The 20,640-nt window shown below is 62.4% G+C and carries 22 protein-coding genes; 8 read left to right on the plus strand and 14 right to left on the minus strand.

The genetic code is table 11. The features are described from left to right. Positions 1-63: 63 nt before the first annotated feature. Positions 64-1,263 carry a tyrosine--tRNA ligase gene (gene tyrS, locus FEM01_RS15255; RefSeq protein WP_138220323.1) on the minus strand — a complete coding sequence of 400 codons (1,200 nt, stop codon included), beginning with the start codon at positions 1,261-1,263 and terminating at the stop codon, positions 64-66. A gap of 213 nt (positions 1,264-1,476) precedes the next feature. On the opposite strand from tyrS, the gene FEM01_RS15265 reads away from it, so the two are divergent. After that, positions 1,477-2,892 (plus strand): peptidoglycan DD-metalloendopeptidase family protein, encoded by a 1,416-nt coding sequence (locus FEM01_RS15265; protein ID WP_138220325.1) that lies wholly within the window; start codon positions 1,477-1,479, stop codon positions 2,890-2,892. Between the two features lie 4 nt (positions 2,893-2,896). Continuing rightward, positions 2,897-3,988, plus strand: a complete 1,092-nt coding sequence (locus tag FEM01_RS15270; protein ID WP_138220326.1) for an anhydro-N-acetylmuramic acid kinase — start codon at positions 2,897-2,899, stop codon at positions 3,986-3,988. Between the two features lie 61 nt (positions 3,989-4,049). Here FEM01_RS15270 and erpA read toward each other — a convergent pair whose 3' ends face one another. Together erpA and argC are read right to left on the minus strand one after the other, a co-directional pair. Then, positions 4,050-4,400: an iron-sulfur cluster insertion protein ErpA gene (gene erpA, locus FEM01_RS15275; protein ID WP_138220327.1), complete on the minus strand. Its 351-nt coding sequence runs from the start codon at positions 4,398-4,400 to the stop codon at positions 4,050-4,052. A gap of 165 nt (positions 4,401-4,565) precedes the next feature. After that, complete coding sequence (gene argC / locus FEM01_RS15280; protein ID WP_138220328.1) at positions 4,566-5,600, minus strand: N-acetyl-gamma-glutamyl-phosphate reductase; 1,035 nt, start codon at positions 5,598-5,600, stop codon at positions 4,566-4,568. Positions 5,601-5,740: 140 nt separating this feature from the next. Here argC and hemJ point away from each other — a divergent pair, with 140 nt between their 5' ends. The 5 genes from hemJ to FEM01_RS15305 all read left to right on the plus strand — a co-directional run bounded on the left by hemJ (position 5,741) and on the right by FEM01_RS15305 (position 9,303). Beyond that, on the plus strand, positions 5,741-6,166 hold the full coding sequence (gene hemJ, locus FEM01_RS15285) for a protoporphyrinogen oxidase HemJ (protein ID WP_138220329.1): 426 nt from the start codon (positions 5,741-5,743) through the stop codon (positions 6,164-6,166). A 197-nt stretch (positions 6,167-6,363) separates the two neighbouring features. Further along, a complete protein-coding gene (locus FEM01_RS15290) occupies positions 6,364-7,140 on the plus strand; it encodes an SDR family NAD(P)-dependent oxidoreductase (RefSeq protein WP_138220330.1) in 777 nt (258 codons plus the stop codon). A gap of 62 nt (positions 7,141-7,202) precedes the next feature. After that, on the plus strand, positions 7,203-7,541 hold the full coding sequence (locus FEM01_RS15295; protein ID WP_138220331.1) for a histidine triad nucleotide-binding protein: 339 nt from the start codon (positions 7,203-7,205) through the stop codon (positions 7,539-7,541). 66 nt (positions 7,542-7,607) lie between these two features. Next, entirely contained in the window at positions 7,608-8,255 is a 648-nt protein-coding gene (coq7, locus tag FEM01_RS15300) for a 2-polyprenyl-3-methyl-6-methoxy-1,4-benzoquinone monooxygenase (protein WP_138220332.1), read from the plus strand. 10 nt (positions 8,256-8,265) lie between these two features. Continuing rightward, positions 8,266-9,303, plus strand: coding sequence for a DUF2157 domain-containing protein (locus FEM01_RS15305; RefSeq protein WP_138220333.1), 1,038 nt, complete (start codon positions 8,266-8,268; stop codon positions 9,301-9,303). 49 nt (positions 9,304-9,352) lie between these two features. Here the strand turns inward: FEM01_RS15305 and FEM01_RS15310 are convergent, their stop codons facing one another. Beyond that, on the minus strand, positions 9,353-9,775 hold the full coding sequence (locus FEM01_RS15310) for an OsmC family protein (protein WP_138220334.1): 423 nt from the start codon (positions 9,773-9,775) through the stop codon (positions 9,353-9,355). Between the two features lie 188 nt (positions 9,776-9,963). Here FEM01_RS15310 and crp point away from each other — a divergent pair, with 188 nt between their 5' ends. After that, positions 9,964-10,611 carry a cAMP-activated global transcriptional regulator CRP gene (gene crp, locus FEM01_RS15315; protein WP_138220335.1) on the plus strand — a complete coding sequence of 216 codons (648 nt, stop codon included), beginning with the start codon at positions 9,964-9,966 and terminating at the stop codon, positions 10,609-10,611. On the opposite strand, the gene FEM01_RS15320 is transcribed toward crp, so the two are convergent. From FEM01_RS15320 to FEM01_RS15370, 10 genes are all read right to left on the minus strand, one after another. Next, on the minus strand, positions 10,608-11,312 hold the full coding sequence (locus FEM01_RS15320) for a lipoate--protein ligase family protein (RefSeq protein WP_138220336.1): 705 nt from the start codon (positions 11,310-11,312) through the stop codon (positions 10,608-10,610). The genes crp and FEM01_RS15320 overlap by 4 nt on opposite strands. 104 nt (positions 11,313-11,416) lie before the next feature. Further along, a complete protein-coding gene (gene trpC, locus FEM01_RS15325; RefSeq protein WP_138220337.1) occupies positions 11,417-12,250 on the minus strand; it encodes an indole-3-glycerol phosphate synthase TrpC in 834 nt (277 codons plus the stop codon). After that, the gene (gene trpD / locus FEM01_RS15330; RefSeq protein WP_138220338.1) at positions 12,247-13,296 is read right to left on the minus strand and encodes an anthranilate phosphoribosyltransferase; all 1,050 of its coding nucleotides are present in this window, start codon (positions 13,294-13,296) and stop codon (positions 12,247-12,249) included. Before trpD ends, trpC begins: the two co-directional genes overlap by 4 nt. Before the next feature lie 9 nt (positions 13,297-13,305). Then, entirely contained in the window at positions 13,306-13,899 is a 594-nt protein-coding gene (locus tag FEM01_RS15335; RefSeq protein WP_138220339.1) for an aminodeoxychorismate/anthranilate synthase component II, read from the minus strand. 72 nt (positions 13,900-13,971) lie between these two features. Then, positions 13,972-15,453 carry an anthranilate synthase component I gene (gene trpE / locus FEM01_RS15340; RefSeq protein ID WP_138220340.1) on the minus strand — a complete coding sequence of 494 codons (1,482 nt, stop codon included), beginning with the start codon at positions 15,451-15,453 and terminating at the stop codon, positions 13,972-13,974. 70 nt (positions 15,454-15,523) lie between these two features. Further along, on the minus strand, positions 15,524-16,342 hold the full coding sequence (locus FEM01_RS15345; protein ID WP_138220341.1) for a phosphoglycolate phosphatase: 819 nt from the start codon (positions 16,340-16,342) through the stop codon (positions 15,524-15,526). Next, the gene (gene rpe, locus FEM01_RS15350) at positions 16,339-17,013 is read right to left on the minus strand and encodes a ribulose-phosphate 3-epimerase (RefSeq protein ID WP_138220342.1); all 675 of its coding nucleotides are present in this window, start codon (positions 17,011-17,013) and stop codon (positions 16,339-16,341) included. The genes FEM01_RS15345 and rpe overlap by 4 nt, the downstream gene beginning before the upstream one ends. A gap of 215 nt (positions 17,014-17,228) precedes the next feature. Then, entirely contained in the window at positions 17,229-18,056 is an 828-nt protein-coding gene (locus FEM01_RS15360) for an ABC transporter permease (protein ID WP_138220343.1), read from the minus strand. Positions 18,057-18,067: 11 nt separating this feature from the next. Further along, on the minus strand, positions 18,068-19,315 hold the full coding sequence (locus tag FEM01_RS15365) for an ABC transporter permease (RefSeq protein WP_138220344.1): 1,248 nt from the start codon (positions 19,313-19,315) through the stop codon (positions 18,068-18,070). Between the two features lie 257 nt (positions 19,316-19,572). Further along, complete coding sequence (locus tag FEM01_RS15370; RefSeq protein ID WP_138220345.1) at positions 19,573-20,607, minus strand: ABC transporter substrate-binding protein; 1,035 nt, start codon at positions 20,605-20,607, stop codon at positions 19,573-19,575. Positions 20,608-20,640 lie beyond the last annotated feature (33 nt).

Below are 20,640 nucleotides of genomic sequence, written 5' to 3' on the forward strand. Positions count from 1 at the left end.
CGAAAAACAAAGCGGGGAGGCCTGTCGGCCTCCCCGCTTCCTTATATAGAGAACGCTAAACCGTCACTCTGCTTTAAGGGTAACCCGCGCGAAGGACTTTTTGCCCGCCTGGCACACATGAGTGGCCCCCACGACAAACATGAAGTCACGCTCGACCACAGCACCATCAACCTTGACCGCACCACCGGCGAGCAAATCACGCGCCTGCGCCGAGTTTTTTACCAGGCCTGCCCGGTTCAACACGGCAGCAATCGGCAAGTCTTCAGCCGCAACAACCTCAACCTCCGGCAAATCCTCAGGCAGCTCGCCATCCTTCATGCGGTTACCCGCAGCACGATGGGCATTGGCTGCCGCCTCCTGACCATGGAAGCGCGCCACGATCTCTTCGGCTAGCTTGATCTTGATGTCACGCGGATTCGCGCCATTGGCTACATCAGCACGGAACTGCTCGATCTCCTCCATCGAACGGAAGCTCAGCAGCTCGAAGTAGCGCCACATCAGCGTGTCCGGAATCGACACCAACTTGCTGTACATCACACCAGGAGCTTCCTGGATACCGACATAATTGCCCAGCGACTTCGACATCTTCTTCACGCCATCGAGCCCTTCGAGCAACGGCATGGTGACGATGTTCTGCGCTTCTTGGCCGTAAGCACGCTGCAGCTCGCGCCCCATCAGCAGGTTGAACTTCTGATCGGTACCGCCGAGCTCGACATCCGCTTTCAGCGCCACGGAGTCATACCCCTGCACCAGCGGGTACAGGAACTCATGGATGGCGATTGGCTGATTGGTGGTGTAGCGCTTATCGAAGTCGTCGCGCTCGAGCATGCGCGCAACCGTATACTGCGAAGCCAGGCGAATGAAGTCGGCCGGAGATAGCGAGTCCATCCAGGTGGAGTTGAACGCGACCTCGGTCTTGGCCGGGTCGAGAATCTTGAACACCTGCTGTTTATAAGTCTCGGCGTTCTCCAACACCTGCTCGCGGGTCAGCGGCGGACGCGTGGCGCTTTTGCCGCTCGGATCACCGATCATGCCGGTGAAGTCACCGATCAAGAAGATAACCTGGTGACCCAGCTCCTGGAACTGGCGCAGCTTGTTGATCAGCACCGTATGCCCCAGGTGCAGGTCAGGCGCGGTAGGGTCGAAGCCCGCCTTGATGCGCAGTGGTTGGCCGCGCTTGAGCTTCTCCACCAGTTCAGACTCGACCAATACCTCTTCCGCACCGCGCTTGATAAGCGCCAGCTGCTCTTCAACCGACTTCATAGACAGACCCGCAAGGCTCAGATTCAAGGGGAGCCAACCATACAAGATCGGCCATCAAATACAAGTTTCGCAACGGAATGTGACCCGAACGGCGTGACGCAACGTCTACGCGCCCTTGCGTGAGATTGGATTTGGTTATATTTTATACAGTTATTTCATCTTCATCATGTCATTCATCTTTTCCATTTCACCTTTTTCAAAGTCACCTCACCTATGACCAACGAAACGCCTAAAGCGCCGCCGCTTTATCCGAAAAGCCATCTGTTGGCCGCCAGCGGAATCGCCGCGCTTCTCAGCCTGGCCTTGCTGGTGTTCCCTTCCAGCGAAGTGGAAGCCAAGAAAACCACCCTGAGCCTCGAACTGGAAAGCCCGGCCGACCAGCTCAAGGACGAATCTCGCACGGCACCCTTGGTGCAATCCGGCCAGGACAACGATTCCCCCTTCGCCCAGATCGAAGGCGATCCATCCGAGGCAGCCGGATCCGACAACCAGCCTACCGCCGTCGCCAAGCAGGACGACAAAGCCCCCGGCCACCGCGAGGTCGTCGTGGCCCGGGGTGATACGCTCTCGACCCTGTTCAATAAGGTCGGGCTGCCGGCCAACGTCGTTCACGACGTCCTGGCTAGTAACAAGCAAGCCAAGCAGTTCAGCCAGCTCAAGCATGGCCAGGTCCTTCAGTTCGAGCTGGACAAGGACGGCCAACTGGCCAGCCTGCACAGCAAAGTCAGCAACCTCGAAACCATCCGCCTGACCCGCACCGACAAAGGCTACAACTTCGATCGCGAAGTCAGTAAGCCGGTGGTGCGTACTGCATACGCACACGGCGTCATCAAGAGCTCGCTGTCGGCCTCCGCCCAGCGCGCTGGCCTGTCCCATAGCATGACCATGGAGATGGCACGCATCCTGGGCTACGACATCGACTTCGCCCAGGACATCCGCCCAGGCGATGAATTCGATGTGGTGTACGAGCAGAAGATCATGGACGGCAAGGTGGTCGGCACCGGCAGCATTCTCTCCGCACGCTTTACCAATCGCGGCAAGACTTACACCGCCGTGCGTTACACCAACAAGCAAGGCAACACCAATTACTACACCGCAGACGGCAACAGCCTGCGCAAGGCCTTCATCCGCACCCCGGTGGACTTTGCCCGCATCAGCTCGCGCTTCTCGGCTGGCCGCAAGCACCCGATCCTCAACAAGATCCGCGCCCATAAAGGCGTCGACTACGCCGCCCCACGCGGCACGCCCATCAAGGCAGCAGGCGATGGCCGAATCGAACTGGCCGGCCGTCGCGGTGGCTACGGTAATACCGTGATCATTGCCCACGGCAACTCATACAAGACCCTCTACGGCCACATGCAGGGCTTCGCCAAGGGCATCAAGACCGGCAGCATGGTCAAGCAGGGCCAGGTGATCGGCTATATCGGCACCACCGGCCTGTCTACCGGGCCACACCTGCACTACGAGTTCCAGGTCAATGGCGTGCATGTCGACCCCCTGAGCCAGAAGGTGCCGATGGCAGATCCAATCGCCAAGGCCGAGCGCGTACGCTTCAACCAGCAGAGCCAACCACTGATCGCACGCATGGATCAGGAAAAGGCCAGCCTGCTCGCCGCGAACAAGCGCTGACCCCATGGCGTACTACCTGGGGGTGATGTCCGGTACCAGCCTCGACGGCCTGGACATCGCCCTGATCGAACAACGCGAGCAGCCCCACCTGCTCGCCACCCACTACATCCCCATGCCCGCCGACCTGCGCCAGGACCTGCTCGCCCTGTGCGCCAGTGGCCCTGACGAGATCGCCCGCGCAGCCTTGGCCGAGAACCGCTGGGCCAGCCTTGCGGCGCAAGGTATCCATCACCTGTTGACAAACCACGGCCTCGCGGCAGACGCGGTGCGTGCCATCGGCAGCCATGGCCAGACCATTCGCCACGAACCGGCTCGCGGCTTCACGGTACAGATCGGCAACCCGGCCCTGCTGGCAGAGCTGACCGGGATTAGCGTGGTGGCTGATTTTCGCCGCCGCGACGTGGCTGCCGGCGGCCAGGGCGCCCCTTTGGTCCCGGCCTTCCACGAAGCGTTGTTCGGGCATCTAGGGCAACGCCTGGCGATCTTGAACGTGGGCGGTTTCAGCAACCTCAGCCTGATCGAACGCCATCGCCCGGTACACGGCTTCGACTGTGGGCCAGGCAACGTGCTGCTCGACGCCTGGATCGAGCGCAAGCGCGGCCAGGTATACGATGCCGACGGCGCCTGGGCGGCCAGCGGCTCGGTGCAAGCACCGCTGCTCAGCGCACTGCTGAGCGACCCATTCTTCGCAGGCTCAGGCCCCAAAAGCACAGGCCGTGAAGTGTTCAACCTGACCTGGCTGGACGCTCACCTCACCCGCCTGCCGTGCTACCGCGACGAAGATGTGCAAGCCACCCTGCTGGAACTGACCGCACGCAGCATCGTCGAGTCGTTGTGTCAGGCCCAGCGTGACACCGAAGCACTACTGGTATGCGGTGGCGGCGCGCGCAACGGTGCGCTGATGAATCGCCTTGGGCAGCTGCTACCAACTGCCAAGGTCGCCAGCACTGCCGCCCACGGCATTGATCCAGACTGGGTGGAAGCCATGGCCTTCGCGTGGCTGGCGCACTGCTGCCTTGAGGGGGTACCCGCCAACCGTCCGAGCGTGACTGCCGCCAAAGGCCTGCGCGTGCTGGGCGCCATCTACCCGGCGTAGTCAATCCACAGAATGCAAAACGCCGCGCAATAGCGCGGCGTTTTGCATTGCCCGACAGCGATCAGATCGAGAACGAAGAGCCGCACCCGCAGGTGGTGGTGGCGTTCGGGTTCTTGATCACGAAGCGCGAGCCTTCCAAGCCTTCCTGGTAGTCCACCTCGGCACCGGCCAAGTACTGGAAGCTCATCGGATCGACCACCAGCGCCACGCCTTCGCGCTCGACGATGGTGTCGTCTTCAGCGACGTCTTCATCGAAAGTGAAGCCGTACTGAAAGCCCGAGCAACCGCCGCCGGTCACGAATACACGCAGCTTCAGACGATCGTTACCCTCTTCGCTGACCAGGGTCTTCACCTTGTTTGCAGCGCCAGGTGTGAACTCCAAAGCCGTGGGGGTGAAGGTTTCGACGCTCATGTTGACTCTCCCGGCGCACTGCCGCCATAAAACTCGATGGGGCGTATTATCCGCTTGTCCGAGAAAATCGGTCAACAATATGAAAGCGGCAAGTGACCAGCTACAAGCTGCAAGCCAAACGCGTCATGCTTGCTTGCCGCTTGTAGCGTGCAGCGAGTCGCTGCTTCAGGGCAGAAGGCCGGCGTGGCTCAGCCCCATGCGTTCGTCCAGACCAAACAGGATGTTCAGGTTCTGTACTGCCTGGCCCGACGCGCCCTTGACCAGGTTGTCGATAACCGACAGCACCACCACCAAGTCACCGCCCTGTGGCCGGTGAACGGCGATACGGCAAACGTTGGCGCCACGCACGCTACGGGTTTCCGGGTGACTACCAGCTGGCATCACGTCGACGAACGGTTCATTGGCGTAGCGCTTCTCGAACAGCGCCTGTAGGTCGACCGATGTATCGGCGACGGTGGCGTACAGCGTGGCGTGGATGCCACGGATCATCGGCGTGAGGTGCGGCACGAAAGTCAGGCCAACATCCTTGCCGGCAGCCTGGCGCAGGCCTTGGCTGATCTCCGGCAGGTGGCGGTGGCCTTTGACCGCATAGGCCTTCATGCTTTCTCCCGCTTCACAGAACAGCGACCCCACCGCAGCGCCACGGCCTGCGCCGCTCACACCTGACTTGCAGTCGGCGATCAGGCGCGCTGGGTCGGCCAGCCCAGCCTCCAGCAGAGGCAGGAAGCCCAGTTGAGTCGCGGTCGGATAGCAACCCGGCACGGCGATCAGACGCGCCTGGCGAATTTTCTCGCGGTTCACTTCGGGCAAGCCATAGACTGCATCGGCCAGCAGCTCCGGCGCACCATGCGGCTGACCGTACCACTTGCCCCACTCCACCGCGTCCTGCAAGCGGAAGTCGGCAGACAAGTCGATAACCTTGGTACCGGCGGCCAGCAGCTCTCCGGCCAAGGCATGGGCGACACCGTGCGGAGTGGCAAAGAACACCACGTCACAGGCGCCCAGGGTCTTGCTGTCCGGCACGCTGAAGCACAGGCCGTCATAGTGGCCGCGCAGGTTCGGGTACATGTCGGCAACCGCCACGCCCGCTTCAGAACGCGAGGTGATGACCGCCACTTCGGCCTGTGGGTGCTGCGCCAACAGACGCAACAGTTCGACACCGGTGTACCCCGTGCCGCCGACGATACCGACCTTGATCATAACGCTTGCCCCTTATCAACGAGCCGACTGGAAAGCGCACGATAATAGGGGCGCGAGACGCCTGTAACAACTCTTCGCATGACCCTTCGGCGCTTGGCCACTACTATTCGGACGACCGTGAAAACCTGAAGGAACCGTTCATGCTTTATCTATGGATCAAGGCGCTGCACATCGTCAGCGTGGTGTGCTGGTTCGCCGGCCTCTTCTACTTGCCTCGCCTGTTCGTTTATCACGCCCAGAGCCAGGACAGCATCAGCCAGGAGCGCTTCATCACCATGGAGCGCAAGCTCTACCGCGGCATCATGAACCCGGCGATGATCGCCACCTACGTGTTCGGCGGCTGGATGCTCTACCTCAATCCCGGCTGGTTGAGCCAAGGCTGGCTGCACGCCAAGCTCACCCTGGTGGTGCTGCTGACCGGTTACCATCACATCTGCGGCGCCCAGCGCAAGCGCTTCGCCGCTGGCACCAATACCCGCAGCCACGTCTACTACCGCTGGTTCAACGAAGTACCGGTACTTTTGTTGCTGGGCATTGCGATTCTGGTGGTGGTCAAACCATTCTGAGGTCGCCCGGCCACTCAGAGGCGTTACGCCATGCCCTTGCCTGCCGCGTTCAAGCAACGTCGCAGGCCGGGCTGTTCGAACGCCATGGCCTGGCGTACGAAACGCGCTGAATGACGCCAGCCCGCTGCGCTGTAACGCCTTGTAGCAAAACCGCCAGCCTGTACACTAGGCGCCCCTCTCGCAGCCTGGAGCCCTGCATGACCCGTTACGCCATGATCACTGGAGCTTCCAGCGGCCTGGGCCTGGCCCTGGCGGAAGCCCTGGCACGGCGCGGGCGCAACCTGATCCTGGTGGCACGCCAGCGGGAGACGCTGGAGCCAGTGGCCATCGAACTCACCCAGCGCTTTGGCGTTGAGGTGCTGTTGCGTGCCTGCGACCTCAGCCAGCCGCTACGTCTGTCAGGCTTCGTACTCGAACTCGAAGAGGGCGAGCGGCGCATCGACCTGCTGGTCAACTGCGCCGGTCAACGCACCTACGGCCCTTTCCTGGCCCACGAGTGGGCCGACGAGCAGGACCTGCTTGAGGTCAACATCCTGGCAATGAGCCGGCTGTGCCACGCCATCGGCAACCTGATGGCCGTGCAAGGCGGTGGGCAAATCCTCAATGTCGCAGGCCTCGCGGGGGTCGCGCCAGGTCCGTGGATGGCAGCCTACGCCGCCAGCAAGGCATACGTGCTCAGCTTCAGCGAGGCCCTGCGCGAAGAGCTGCGACGCACTGGGATCAAGGTCTCGGTACTGTGCCCAGGACCGGTACGCTCCTCGCGCCGTCGCATCCCACGCCTGGACAACAGCAGCCCAAGCCCCGAAGAGATCGCGCTGTATACCGTGCGCGCGCTGGACAAGAACCAGACACTGATCCTGCCCGGTCGCCGCAACCGCTGGCTGGCCTTCGCGCCGCGCCTGTTGCCGCGCTGGCTCGCGCGCAAACTGGCGGGTGTAATCCACCGCCGCTACTGCCCGGTTGACGTGCAATAGCACTGGGCGAGCGGCACCCGGCTCAGTACACTCGGGGCCACACTCACCCTGGAGCACGTGCTGTGGACGATCTATTCCTGAAAATCATCAACCGGGAAATCCCGGCGGATATCCTCTACGAAGACGACCAGATCCTGGCCTTCAAGGATATCGCCCCAGCGGCGCCGGTTCATTTCCTGGTCATCCCCAAGAAGCACATCCCGACCCTCAACGACTTGACCGAAGCCGACAAGGCCCTGGCCGGCCACATCTTGTTCACCGCACAGCGCCTGGCCGTGGAACAGGGCTGCGAAGAAGGCTTCCGCGTGGTCATGAACTGCAACCCCAAGGGCGGCCAGACCGTCTACCACATCCATATGCACGTGCTTGGCCAACGCCAGATGAACTGGCCACCGGGCTGACCCAAGGCAAGCCCTCCCCTGGGCTTTGAGGTAGACTGTCGGGCATCACTTCAGCGGAGGTGCCCGATGGCTACCGAACGTCACTACTCGCCGCTCGACCGCTTGTTGCTGCAGGCCGATACCGCCATGCGCACCTTGCTGCCTTTCAGCGGCCAACCGTCTCGCCCGTCGCCGGCGATCATCCAGCCCGAAGCCGCGCTCGACGAACAGCAGACCCGCCATATTGCCGGCCTGATGCGCATCAACCATACCGGTGAAGTCTGTGCTCAGGCGCTGTACCAAGGTCAAGCCCTGACCGCCAAGTTGCCCCAGGTGCGCAAGGCCATGGAGCACGCGGCCGAAGAAGAAATCGACCACCTCGCCTGGTGCGAGCAGCGCATTCGCCAACTCAACAGCCACCCCAGCGTACTCAACCCGCTGTTCTACGGCATGTCGTTCGGCATTGGCGCGCTCGCCGGCCTGGTCAGCGACAAGGTCAGCCTGGGCTTCGTCGCCGCCACTGAGCATCAGGTGTGCAAGCACCTGGACGAACACCTGGAGCAGATCCCCGAGAACGACAGCAAGTCGCGGGCAATTCTCGAACAGATGCGCGTGGACGAAGAACACCACGCCGAATCCGCCCTCGAAGCTGGCGGCTACCGCTTCCCCGCCCCAGTACGCTTCGGCATGAGCCTGCTGGCCAAGGTCATGACCAAGAGCACCTACCGTATCTGAGGCGCCCGGCATGCAACGCTTCGATGCCAAGGACCTGGCACGCGCGGTAAGCGCCGGTGTACTGCAACCGGGCCAAGACCGCGCACTACTGGAGTTCCTGGGCCAGCAACCGCAAGCAGGCGGCAGCTTCCAGCTTGCCCATGTGGCCTTTTACTTCGGTGCTCTGCTGATCATGGGCGCCATGGGCTGGCTGCTGACCCTGGCCTGGATGAGCATCGGCGATATCGCCTTGCTGGCCGTTGCCCTGCTCTACATCGTAGGTATAACCCTCTACGCCAAGTCCCTGCACCGGCGCCAGCAGCCGGTTGCCGCCGGTGTACTGGCCGCTGTGGCGGTAAGCATCGTTCCGCTGGCAGTGTTCGCCGTGCAACGCCTGGTCGGCTGGTGGCCGCAGGAAGATGCTCAAAACGATTATCACCGGTACTACACTTATGTGCAGGGCGGCTGGCTGCTCATGGAAGCTGCCACCGTGGTGGCCGGCTTGCTGATGCTGCGCCTGATCCCCTTCCCGTTCATCGTGATGCCCATTGCCGTGGCCCTGTGGTTCATGTCCATGGACCTCAGCGAATGGATCTACGGAGACCTGCTCAGTTGGACGCAGCGACGCACGGTATCGCTGTGGTTCGGCCTGGGCCTGCTGCTGGTGTTCATAGCCGTGGATGGCCGAACCGAACGCGACTATGCATTCTGGGGCTACGTCGCCGGACTGGCCGCCTTTTGGGGCGGGCTGACCCTGATAGACAGCGCCAGCCAATGGAACAAGTTGTTCTACTGCCTGATCAACCTGGGCCTGATGGCCTTGGCCGTGCTCTTGCGCCGACCGCTGTTCATGGTGTTCGGCGCCATGGGGGTAGCCGCCTACCTAGGGTATCTGTCCTACGAGGTATTCGCCGACTCCCTACTGTTCCCACTGCTAGTGACGCTGAGCGGGCTGGGAGTGATCGGGCTGGGGTTGCTGTACCAGAAACGACGTGAGCAGTTCAGCCAGTCAATGCGTAGGAAGTTGCCGCAATGGTTGCAGCAAGCCTTGCCGGCATTGCGCCATTAAGGCCGCCCTCACGTCAGCGCGGGGCGGGCCCGCGCTGACGGATGCTGTCTCAACTCAGCTCGACGATCTCGTAACCGTGGGTGATTTCAACCCCGGCGCGCTCGAGCATGATCGACGCCGAGCAGTACTTCTCGGCCGATAGCTCCACCGCCCGCTTCACCTGAGCCTCTTTCAAGGCGCGGCCTTTGACCACGAAATTCATGTGGATCTTGGTGAACACCTTGGGGTCTTCACTGGCGCGCTCAGCCTCCAGGAACGCTTCGCAGCTTTCCACCGCTTGGCGGGACTTCTTCAGGATGCTGACCACGTCGAAGCTGCTGCAGCCACCCAGGCCGAGCAGGAGCATTTCCATCGGACGCACGCCAAGGTTGCGGCCCCCGGCTTCGGGCGGCCCATCCATGACCACCACGTGGCCGCTCCCCGACTCGCCGAGGAACATCGCTTCACCGGCCCACTGGATGCGTGCCTTCATCTATCTGGACTCCAAATTTCGTAAAAGGGTGTCAGCTTAGACCTTGCGAGGCCGTCGGAAAAGCTCAAGAGGATGCGCTTTTATGCCGATACCGTGGGAACTGTCTGATAAGCTGGCGCCAAACGACTGGCACATGTCGCCAGACAGCCTCAATCAAGCCCATGCGTGGCATCGAACAGGATTTCGTGATGGTGTCCCCAGTCCTTCTCCCCGCCAAGATCAAGAACATCGACAAGCTCTTGGCCCACTGCCAACGCCGTCGCTATGCCGCCAAACACAACATCATCTGCGCCGGCGACCGGGCGGAGACGTTGTCGTTCATCCTCAAGGGCTCGGTAACCATCCTGATCGAAGACGACGAAGGCCATGAAATGATCATCGCCTACCTCAACAGCGGCGACTTCTTCGGCGAACTGGCCCTGTTCGAGCCGGCAGGCCAGGACAATCAGCGCAGCGCCTGGGTGCGTGCCAAAACCGAATGCGAAGTGGCCGAGATCAGCTACGACAAGTTCCGCGAACTCAGCCGCCAGGACCCAGACATCCTATACGCCCTGGGCAGCCAGATGGCCCAGCGCCTGCGCAATACTACCCGCAAGGTAGGCGACTTGGCCTTTTTCGATGTGACCGGGCGTGTCGCTCGCTGCCTGCTCGACCTGTGCAAGCAGCCGGATGCCATGACCCACCCTGACGGCATGCAGATCAAGATCACCCGCCAAGAGATCGGGCGCATCGTCGGTTGTTCACGCGAGATGGTCGGCCGCGTCCTCAAGGACCTCGAAGAACGCAGCCTGGTGCACGTCAAGGGCAAGACCATGGTGGTCTACGGTACCCGTTAATCGCTCGGCAGAGCCGCGATCACCTGTGCATACGCCTGCGACAGGCGCTCGAACCAAGGTACCTCAGGGGCCACTTCATGCAGCGCGATATGGCTGTCGGCCCGGCAGCGTTGCTCCAGCCCACAGCACACGTTGAAATGATTAACCGCTGCCACCATTGACTCGCGTTCGTTGTCCAACAGCAGCGCGCCATGCACCAACACGACCGGACGCTTGCCCCCCAGACCTTGGCGCCAGCGCTGGGCCGTGCCGACCAGCTTGCGGCCATTGAGGTTGACGTTGTAGCGACCATCGCAGAAGGCGCCGTCGATTTCCCCCACCGACGCCACCCCGCCCCACTCGCGCAGCACGTCGCACAAAGGTAGGCACAGCCGCTCGTAGGCATTCTCGATACGCCCGTGATCGCCCTCGCTGCGCGGTGCGACATACACCAGCGCCACGTTCACCGTCGAATGCGATTGTGGCACCGGCTCACCGCCAGTTTCGCGCAACAGCACCGGCCAACCGGCGATGGCCAGTTCCGCGCAAGCGGCCTCGAAGTTCTCCAACCGGCTCATGCGCCGGGGCATGACCAGCGCATGGTCGGTGGGCCGCCAGAACAACACGCCGGCTTCGCGCTCGCCGCGACACACGGCAGCCAGCAGTTCCTGTTCGGCATGCAGGCCCTGTTCGACGGTCAGGGACAGGGGTTGATCGGTCATTGATCCACCTTTGATGTAATGCTTGACGGCCCGTTCGCGGGCAAGCCCGCTCCCACAGAGGCCGCGCAGACATGAAAAAGCCGGCAACGCCGGCTTCGGTTCGATCAGTCCAGTGCCTGAACAGTCTTCTTCACCTGTTCAGGAAAGAACAACCGCTGCAACTCCAGGCCCGGTTGCTCGGCACGCATGAACGCCTCGCCGACCAGGAACGAGTAGACCTCGTTGATTTCCATCAGCTCGACGTCGGCACGGTTGAGGATGCCACTCTCCGTAATCGCCAACCGATCGCGAGGGATGCGCGGCAGCAGGTCGAGGGTGGTTTCCAGACTGACGTCGAACGTGTGCAGGTTGCGGTTGTTGACACCGACCAACGGCGTATCGAGGGTCTTGAGCGCACGCTCCAGCTCGTCGCCGTCGTGTACTTCCACCAGCACGTCGAGGCCGACGTCCTTGGCAGTAGCGGCCAGTTCGGCCATTTTCACGTCATCCAGCGCCGAGACGATCAGCAACACACAGTCGGCGCCCAAGGCACGGGCCTCGACGATTTGGTAGGGGTCGACCATAAAGTCCTTGCGGATCACCGGCAACGAGACCGCACTGCGAGCCTGCTGCAAGTACTCGTCGGCACCCTGGAAGTAGTCGACATCGGTGAGCACCGACAGGCACGTGGCACCGCCTTTCTCGTAGCTGACCGCGATCTCGGCCGGCACGAAGTTCTCACGGATCACGCCCTTGCTCGGCGAGGCCTTCTTGATTTCAGCGATCACCGCCGGTTTCTTGCGCTTGGCCTGCTCGATCAGCGCGTTGGCAAAACCACGCGGGGCGTCGGCGGCCTTGGCCAGACCCTCGAGTTCGGCGAGGCTGACACGCGCGCTTCGCTCGGCCACTTCCTGGAACTTGCGGGCAATGATCCTTTCCAGCACCGTCGGGACACTCATGCTTCGTTCTCCACCTTGAATACCGCAGTAAAGGCGCCAAGCTCCTGCAGTTTTTCCCAGGCGAGCCCGGTGTGCAGCACATCATGGGCCAGTTCTACACCCTGGGCCAGGGTCATGGCATGGTCAGCAGCATAAAGCGCCGCGCCGGCATTGAGCACGATCATTTCGGCGGCCTTCTGACCATTCTCGGTCTTGCGCCGGCCCAAGGCATCGCGGATCAACTCCAGCGAAGCCTGTGGACCTTCCACCGCCAGGCCATGCAGGCTCTGGCTCTTCATACCGAGGTCTTCGGGCTCGACCCAGTATTCAGTGATCTGGTCATTCTTCAGCTCGGCGACGAAGGTCGGCGCCGCCAGGCTGAATTCGTCCAGGCCATCCTTGGAATGCACCACCAGCACATGCTTGCTGCCCAGGCGTTGCAGCACCTCGGCCAACGGACGGCACAGAGCCTGGGTGAAAACGCCGACGACCTGGTGTTTCACGCCTGCCGGATTCGTAAGCGGGCCGAGCATGTTGAACAAGGTACGCAAGCTCAGGTCGCGACGGGGGCCTGCGGCATGCTTCATGGCACTGTGGTGGGTCTGGGCGAACATGAAACCGATTCCCAGGCTGTCGATGCAGCGAGCCACTTGCACCGGAGTCAGGTTCAGGTAGATACCGGCCGCTTCCAACAGATCGGCGCTGCCACTCTTGCCCGACACCGCGCGGTTGCCATGCTTGGCCACGGTGCAGCCCGCAGCGGCCAGCACGAAGGACGAGGCGGTGGAGACGTTGAAGATGTTGGCGCCATCACCACCAGTGCCGACGATGTCGACCACACCATCCAGGCTCTTGAGTTCGACCTTGTCAGCCAGCTCACGCATCACCGACACCGCACCGACAATCTCATCGATGCTCTCGCTCTTCATGCGCATGCCCATGAGGAAAGCGCCGATCTGCGCTTCGCTGCATTGGCCGGTCATGATCTGGCGCATCACATCGCGCATTTCCTCGGTGGTCAGGTCCAAGTGGCCGACGATACGGCTTAACGCAGTTTTGATATCCATGATCATTCCTTAACGGCGGCCGCCGGTCTGCTTGAGGAAATTGGCGAACAGCTCGTGGCCCTGCTCGGTAAGGATGGACTCGGGGTGGAACTGCACCCCTTCGATGTTCAGGGTCTTGTGACGCAGGCCCATGATCTCGTCGACCGAGCCATCGGCATGCGCGGTCCAGGCGGTCACTTCCAGGCAGTCTGGAAGGGTGTCGCGCTTGACCACCAGCGAGTGGTAGCGGGTCACGGTCAGCGGATTGTTCAGGCCTTCGAACACGCCCAGGTCGCGATGCACGACCGGACTGGTCTTGCCGTGCATCACCTGGCGGGCTCGCACCACATCACCGCCGAAAGCCTGGCCGATGGACTGATGCCCCAGGCACACGCCAAGAATCGGCAGCTTGCCGGCAAAGTGCAGAATCGCCTCGATGGACACACCGGCTTCGCTGGGTGTGCAAGGGCCAGGGGAGACCACGATGCGCTCGGGGTTGAGAGCTTCGATCTGGGCGATGGTCATCTCGTCGTTGCGGATGACCTTGACCTCTGCACCCAGCTCGCCGAGGTACTGCACGACGTTGTAGGTGAAGGAATCGTAGTTGTCGATCATCAGTAGCATGTGGAACGAACCTCTTGAATACGGGGGACTCCGGGGGCGTCTTGGCTCCCGGGCTCATTGACCACAGCCTGATCAGCCCTTGGACGTCTGCTCGGCAAGGGCCACCGCGCGGAACATCGCACGGCGCTTGTTGATGGTTTCTTCCCACTCCAGTGCCGGCACCGAGTCGGCAACGATGCCACCGCCCGCCTGCACATGCAGCTCGCCGTCCTTGATCACGGCGGTGCGAATGGCAATGGCCGTATCCATGTTGCCGTTCCAGGCGAAGTACCCAACGGCCCCGCCGTAGACACCACGCTTTACCGGTTCCAGTTCATCGATGATTTCCATCGCGCGGATCTTCGGCGCCCCCGACAGGGTCCCGGCCGGCAGGATCGCCCGCAAAGCGTCCATCGCGGTCAGCCCTTCGCGTAGCTGGCCGGTAACGTTGGAGACGATGTGCATCACGTTGGAATAGCGTTCGATCACCATCTTCTCAGTCAGGCGTACGCTGCCGGTAGCCGAGACCCGGCCAACGTCGTTGCGGCCCAGGTCGATCAGCATCAGGTGCTCGGCGATTTCCTTGTCATCGGACAGCAGGTCGTCTTCCAAGGCGCGGTCGGCCTCTTCGCTGGCTCCGCGTGGACGGGTACCGGCAATGGGGCGCACGGTGACCAGATTGTCCTCGACCCGCACCAGCACTTCCGGCGAGCTGCCGACCACGTGGAAGTCACCGAAGTTGAAGAAGTACATGTAAGGCGTCGGATTGAAGCAGCGCAAGGCGCGGTACAGGTCGATGGGCGCCGCCGAGAAGTCGATGGACATACGCTGCGACGGCACGACCTGCATGCAGTCGCCGGCCAGGATGTATTCCTTGATGCGCCCGACGGCGTTTTCGTAATCCTCGCGGGTGTAGCTGGAGCGGAACGCAGGCTCAGCCGCTGGCGGGCCGCCGAGGTCCAGGCCGCGACGTGGGGTGATCGGCTGGCGCAGTTTCTCCAGCAGCCCCTGCAACTGCGCCTGCCCCTGCTCGAAGGCCTGCGCGTCGCTCGGGTCGACCAGCACGATGGCGTGCATCTTGCCGGCCAGGTTGTCGAACACCACCACCGCATCAGACACCATCAGCAGGATGTCAGGCACCCCCAGCGGATCCGGGTTGGGGCTCGCGCCCAGGCGCTTTTCCACATACCGCACGCAGTCATAGCCGAAGTAGCCGACCAGGCCACCGTTGAAACGCGGCAGCCCCGGAATATCGGCGACCTTGTAGCGATCCTTGAACGCCTCGACGAAAGCCAGCGGATCCTCGACCTCGAGGCTTTCCACCTCGACGCCGTCTTGCAGAATGCTGACGTGGTAACCGTGCACCCGCAGCACGGTGCGCGACGGTAGGCCGATCATCGAATAACGGCCCCACTTCTCGCCGCCCTGCACGGATTCAAGCAGGTACGAGTTGGGCTGGTCGGCAAGCTTGAGGTAGATCGACAACGGCGTGTCGAAGTCGGCCAGGGTTTCACAGGCCAGGGGAATGCGGTTATAGCCGGCAGCGGCCAGGCGCAGGAATTCTTCGCGGGTCATGGGTAGCCTCGTGGCAAGCAGCAATGGGGTCGGGCAAGCGGACGGTCCGGCAGGCGCCGGCGAGCAAAAGTCAGGCGCGCCAGCGCCAACGGGCCAGAGCCTTGATGACTTTCATCCAGAATTTGCCGGTAACCACCACGTCGTTGTCTCTGCTGTGCGGGGCTTGAAGGTCCGCCAACGTTATCCCAGTGTCGGTGACTAAGCAACCAGGCAGCAGCAGGCGCAGGTCACTGAGCACGAGGTTAGGATCTTCTTCATCGATCGGACGGCCATGGTTGTAGCCATAGCTCAGGCCAACGCACTGCACCCCGGCAGCCTTGGCCGCCAGCACATCGCTGCGCGAGTCGCCAACAAACAGCGCCTGCGAGGGCAAAACGCCTGCCATCTTCATCACGAACAGCAGCGCGGCTGGGTCGGGCTTTTTCTGTGGAAGGGTGTCGCCGCCGATGATCCAGCGGAAGTAACGGCCGATTTTCATCTGGTCGAGCAATGGCGCCACGAAGCGCTCGGGCTTGTTGGTGATCAACGCCATCTCCACGCCCTGCTTGCTCAGCCAGCGCAGGGTGTCGCGTACACCTGGGTAGACCACCGTCAGCTCATGGCTTTCGGCGTAGGCCTCCATGAACAGCGCCAGCGCGTGTTCCGCCAGCGCGTCATCCACCGCTTCGTGCTCGATGCCGCCAGCCAGCGCCCGGCGCACAAGCACCTGGGCGCCATTACCGACCCATTGGCGCACGGCTTCGAGCCCGGCAGGCGGGCGCCCGAGTTCGAGCAGCATGCGGTCGACAGCAGCAGCCAGGTCGGGAACAGAGTCGATCAACGTGCCATCCAGATCGAACATCACCAACTTGGGCAGCGTCCCCGGGAACAGCTGCTCGAAGCCGCTCATGGGCGTGCCAGGGCCAATTCGGCACGCATCTTGTCGATCACCTGCTTGTAGTCCGGGGCGTTGAAGATCGCCGAGCCGGCCACGAAGGTATCGGCACCGGCGGCAGCGATCTCGCGGATGTTGTTGACGTTGACCCCGCCGTCGATTTCCAGACGGATGTCACGGCCGCTGGCATCGATCAGCGCGCGGGCTTCGCGCAGCTTGTCGAGGGTGCCAGGGATGAATTTCTGGCCGCCAAAGCCTGGGTTGACGCTCATCAACAGCACCATGTCGATCTTGTCCATCACATACTTCAGTGCGTCCAGGCTGGTGGCCGGGTTGAACACTAGGCCGGCCTTGCAGCCGCCGTCCTTGATCAGTTGCAGCGAGCGGTCGATGTGCTGCGACGCTTCCGGGTGGAAGGTGATGTAGGTGGCGCCGGCTTCGATGAAGTCGCCGATGATGCGGTCGACCGGGCTGACCATCAGGTGCACGTCGATCGCGGCGGTCACGCCGTACTTGCGCAGCGCGCTGCAAACCATCGGGCCGATGGTCAGGTTGGGCACGTAATGGTTGTCCATGACATCGAAGTGGACGATGTCGGCCCCGGCGGCCAGAACCTTGTCGACGTCCTCGCCCAGGCGAGCGAAATCGGCGGAGAGAATGGAGGGGGCAATAGCGTAGGGCTGCATGGCGCACCTGTTGGCAGAATCACGGTGGCGCGCATTGTAACTCAGGGAAGCGGATCGGGGCTGATTGGTATCAAGGCTGTGCGGCAGCGCCCAGAATCTTTATGTTCGACCGGTGTTTGCCTCTTCGCGGGCAAGCCCGCTCCCACAGGTACAGCGCTCGCAGATCCTGTGGGAGCGGGCTTGCCCGCGAAGAGGCCAGCGTAGACAACCGAAGATCAGGCGGGCTGCTGGGTGCGCAGTTTCTCGCTGCGCCCACGCAGCCACTCCAGGGTCAGCAGCAGCACCACCGAGAATGCGATCAGCAAGGTAGCCGCCGCCGCGATGGTCGGGCTCAGGTTCTCGCGGATACCACTGAACATCTGGCGTGGCAGCGTGGCTTGCTCGGGGCCGGCGAGGAACAGGGTCACGACCACTTCATCGAACGACGTGGCGAAGGCGAACAGCGCCCCGGAGATCACCCCAGGCGCAATCAACGGCAGGGTCACCCGACGGAAGGTCAGCAACGGCGACGCGCCCAGGCTGGCGGCAGCGCGCACCAGATTGTGGTTGAAACCCTGCAAGGTGGCCGACACCGTGATGATGACAAATGGCACACCAAGCACCGCATGCACCAGGATCAGCGACAGGAAGCTATTGCCCAGCCCCAGCGGAGCGAAGAACAGGTAGCTGGCCACGCCAATGATCACCACCGGCACCACCATGGGCGAAATCACCAGCGCCATCACCAGCGACTTGCCGGGGAAATCGCCCCGGGTCAGGCCAATCGAGGCCAAGGTGCCAAACACCATGGCCAGCACCGTGGCCGCCGGGGCGACGATGATGCTGTTCTTCAGCGCTCGCATCCACTCGGCCGAGGCGAAGAAATCGTGGTACCACTGCAACGAGAAGCCTTGCAGCGGGTATACCAGGAAACTCCCGCTGTTGAAGGAGAGCGGCACGATCACCAGCACCGGCAGCACCAGGAACAGCAGGATCAGGCCGCAGAGGATGCGCAGGGTGTAGAACCACACCCGTTCTACGGGCGACATGTAGGGGCTCAGCATGACAAGGCTCCTCAGCTCAGGCGCAGGCGGCTGGCGCCGACCAGCCAGCTATAGATCAGGTACAACAGCACGGTCGCCAGCAGCAACAGCCCGCCCAGTGCGGTGGCCATGCCCCAGTTGATGCTGGTATTGGTGTAGAAGGCAACGAAGTAGCTGACCATCTGGTCGTTCGGGCTGCCCAGCAGTGCTGGGGTGATGTAGTAGCCGATGGCCAGGATGAACACCAGCAGGCAGCCGGCGCCCACGCCTGCGTATGTCTGCGGGAAGTACACCCGCCAGAAGCTCGCGAACGGGTGGCAGCCCAGGGAGATCGCCGCACGCATGTAGCTGGGCGAGATCCCCTTCATCACGCTGTACAGCGGCAGGATCATGAATGGCAGCAGGATGTGCACCATCGAGATGTACACCCCGGTGCGGTTGAACACCAACTCCAGAGGCTGATCGATGATGCCCATCGCCAGCAGTGCGCTGTTGATCAGCCCGCCAGACTGCAACAGCACGATCCACGCCGCCACCCGCACCAGGATCGAGGTCCAGAACGGCAACAGCACCAGGATCATCAGCAGGTTGCTCTGCCGGGTCGGCAGGTTGGCCAGCAGGTACGCCAGGGGGTAGGCCAGCACCAGGCAGATCACGGTAATCACCACCCCCATCCACAAGGTACGGGCGAAGATGTCAAGGTAGATGGCCTGGTCGGGCGTAGTCTTGGCCAGCTCACCGAGATCGTCGATGCGGTGATCGACGGCCGCCAACAGGTAGAACGGCGTGACGCTGCTGGTGTTGCGGCGAATCGCCTGCCAGTAGGCCGGATCGCCCCAACGCTCATCGAGGGTCTGCAAGGCATCTTTATAAGAAGCGGGCTGCTCTTTGAATGGCAGTGCCCGCGCGGTCTTGGCCAGCAGGCTGCGATAGCCGGCCAGCTCCATGTTCAGGCGCTTGGACAGGTCGCCCAGGGTCTGGTTCTTGCGCGATTCGGCCAGGTCCTCGCTCAAGGCCTTGTAGACCTCCTCGCCAGGCAGGCTCTTGCCATCCCACTGTGTCACCGCCTCGACAGTGCGCGGCAGGCCGGCGACCACCTCGGGGTTGCCGACGCTCTTGTACAGCAGCGCCGCGATCGGCACCAGGAACACCAGCAACAGGAACAGCGCCAACGGCGCGATCAACGCCTGGGCCTTCCAGCGGTTGACCCGCTCGGCATGCTTGAGGCGCTGCTTGAGGCTTTTACCTGCGCCGTCGTTGAGGGGCACTGCGATAGCCATGGCGTACTCCGGGAAAACAGGGGTGGGGCGGTCGCCGGCAAGCCGGCTTTCGTGGAACAGATCACAACGCTTGGATACAACTCGGACGTGTAGGAGCGGCCTTGTGCCGCGATAGGGCCGCATGGCGGCCCCGGGGATCTTGCATGAAGCCGAAATCCTGGGGCCGCTGCGCGCCCCGAACGCGGCACAAGGCCGCTCCTACATGACACGCGACCAACCCGCGCTGGCGTGCCAGCGCATGGTCCGCCGCAAACCGCTTACTTCTTCGCCGCCCAGGCGTTGAAGCGTTGCTCCAGCTGTTCGCTGTTATCGGACCAGAAGGCCACGTCGATCTGCACCTGGTTGGCGATGTTTTCAGGCGTGGTCGGCATGTCCTTCTTCACAGCATCGGACAGCAGCGAGATAGCCTTGGAGTTGGCCGGACCGTAAGCGATGTTCTCGGAGTAGATCTTCTGCTGCTCGGGCTGCACGGTGTAGGCGATGAACTTCTTCGCCTCATCGGCATTCTTCGCGCCTTTCGGGATGGCCCAGGCGTCGAAGTCGTAGATGCCACCGTTCCACACCACCTTGAGGTTGCTCTCTTTCTGCACTGCGGCGATGCGGCCGTTGTAGGCCGAACTCATGACCACGTCACCCGAGGCCAGGTACTGCGGCGGCTGGGCGCCGGCTTCCCACCACTGGATGTTCGGCTTGAGTTCGTCGAGCTTCTTGAAGGCGCGGTCCACACCTTTCTTGGTACTCAGCACCTGGTACACATCCTTCGGCGCCACGCCGTCGGCCATCAGGGCGAATTCCAGGGTGTACTTGGCGCCCTTGCGCAGGCCGCGCTTGCCTGGGAATTTCTTGGTGTCCCAGAAATCAGCCCAGCTGGTAGGCGCGGTCTTGAGCTTGTCGGCGTTGTAGGCCAGCACCGTGGACCACACGAAGAAGCCCACGCCGCACGGCTGGATGGCGCCCTTGACGTAGTCGCCCGGATTGCCGAACTGGGCCGGGTCAAGCTCCTCGAACATGCCCTCGTCACAGCCGCGTGCCAGCTCTGGCGATTCGACTTCCACCAGGTTCCAGGACACGCTGTTGGTGTCGACCATGGCCTTGACCTTGGCCATTTCACCGTTGTACTCACCGGCCACGATCTTGCCTTTGCCGGCCTTCTCCCATGGCTCGTAGAACGCCTTGACCTGGGCTGCCTTGTTGGCACCACCGAACGACACCACGGTGAGGTCTGCTGCCAGGGTCTGGCCTGCGGCGAAGATGCCGAGGGCCAGGGCGGTCAGTTTCAACTGCTTGCGCATTATTATTCTCTCCACAGTACAGGGTTGGTGAAG

This window comes from Pseudomonas mosselii, assembly GCF_005796105.1.
Classification (GTDB): domain Bacteria; phylum Pseudomonadota; class Gammaproteobacteria; order Pseudomonadales; family Pseudomonadaceae; genus Aquipseudomonas; species Aquipseudomonas mosselii_C.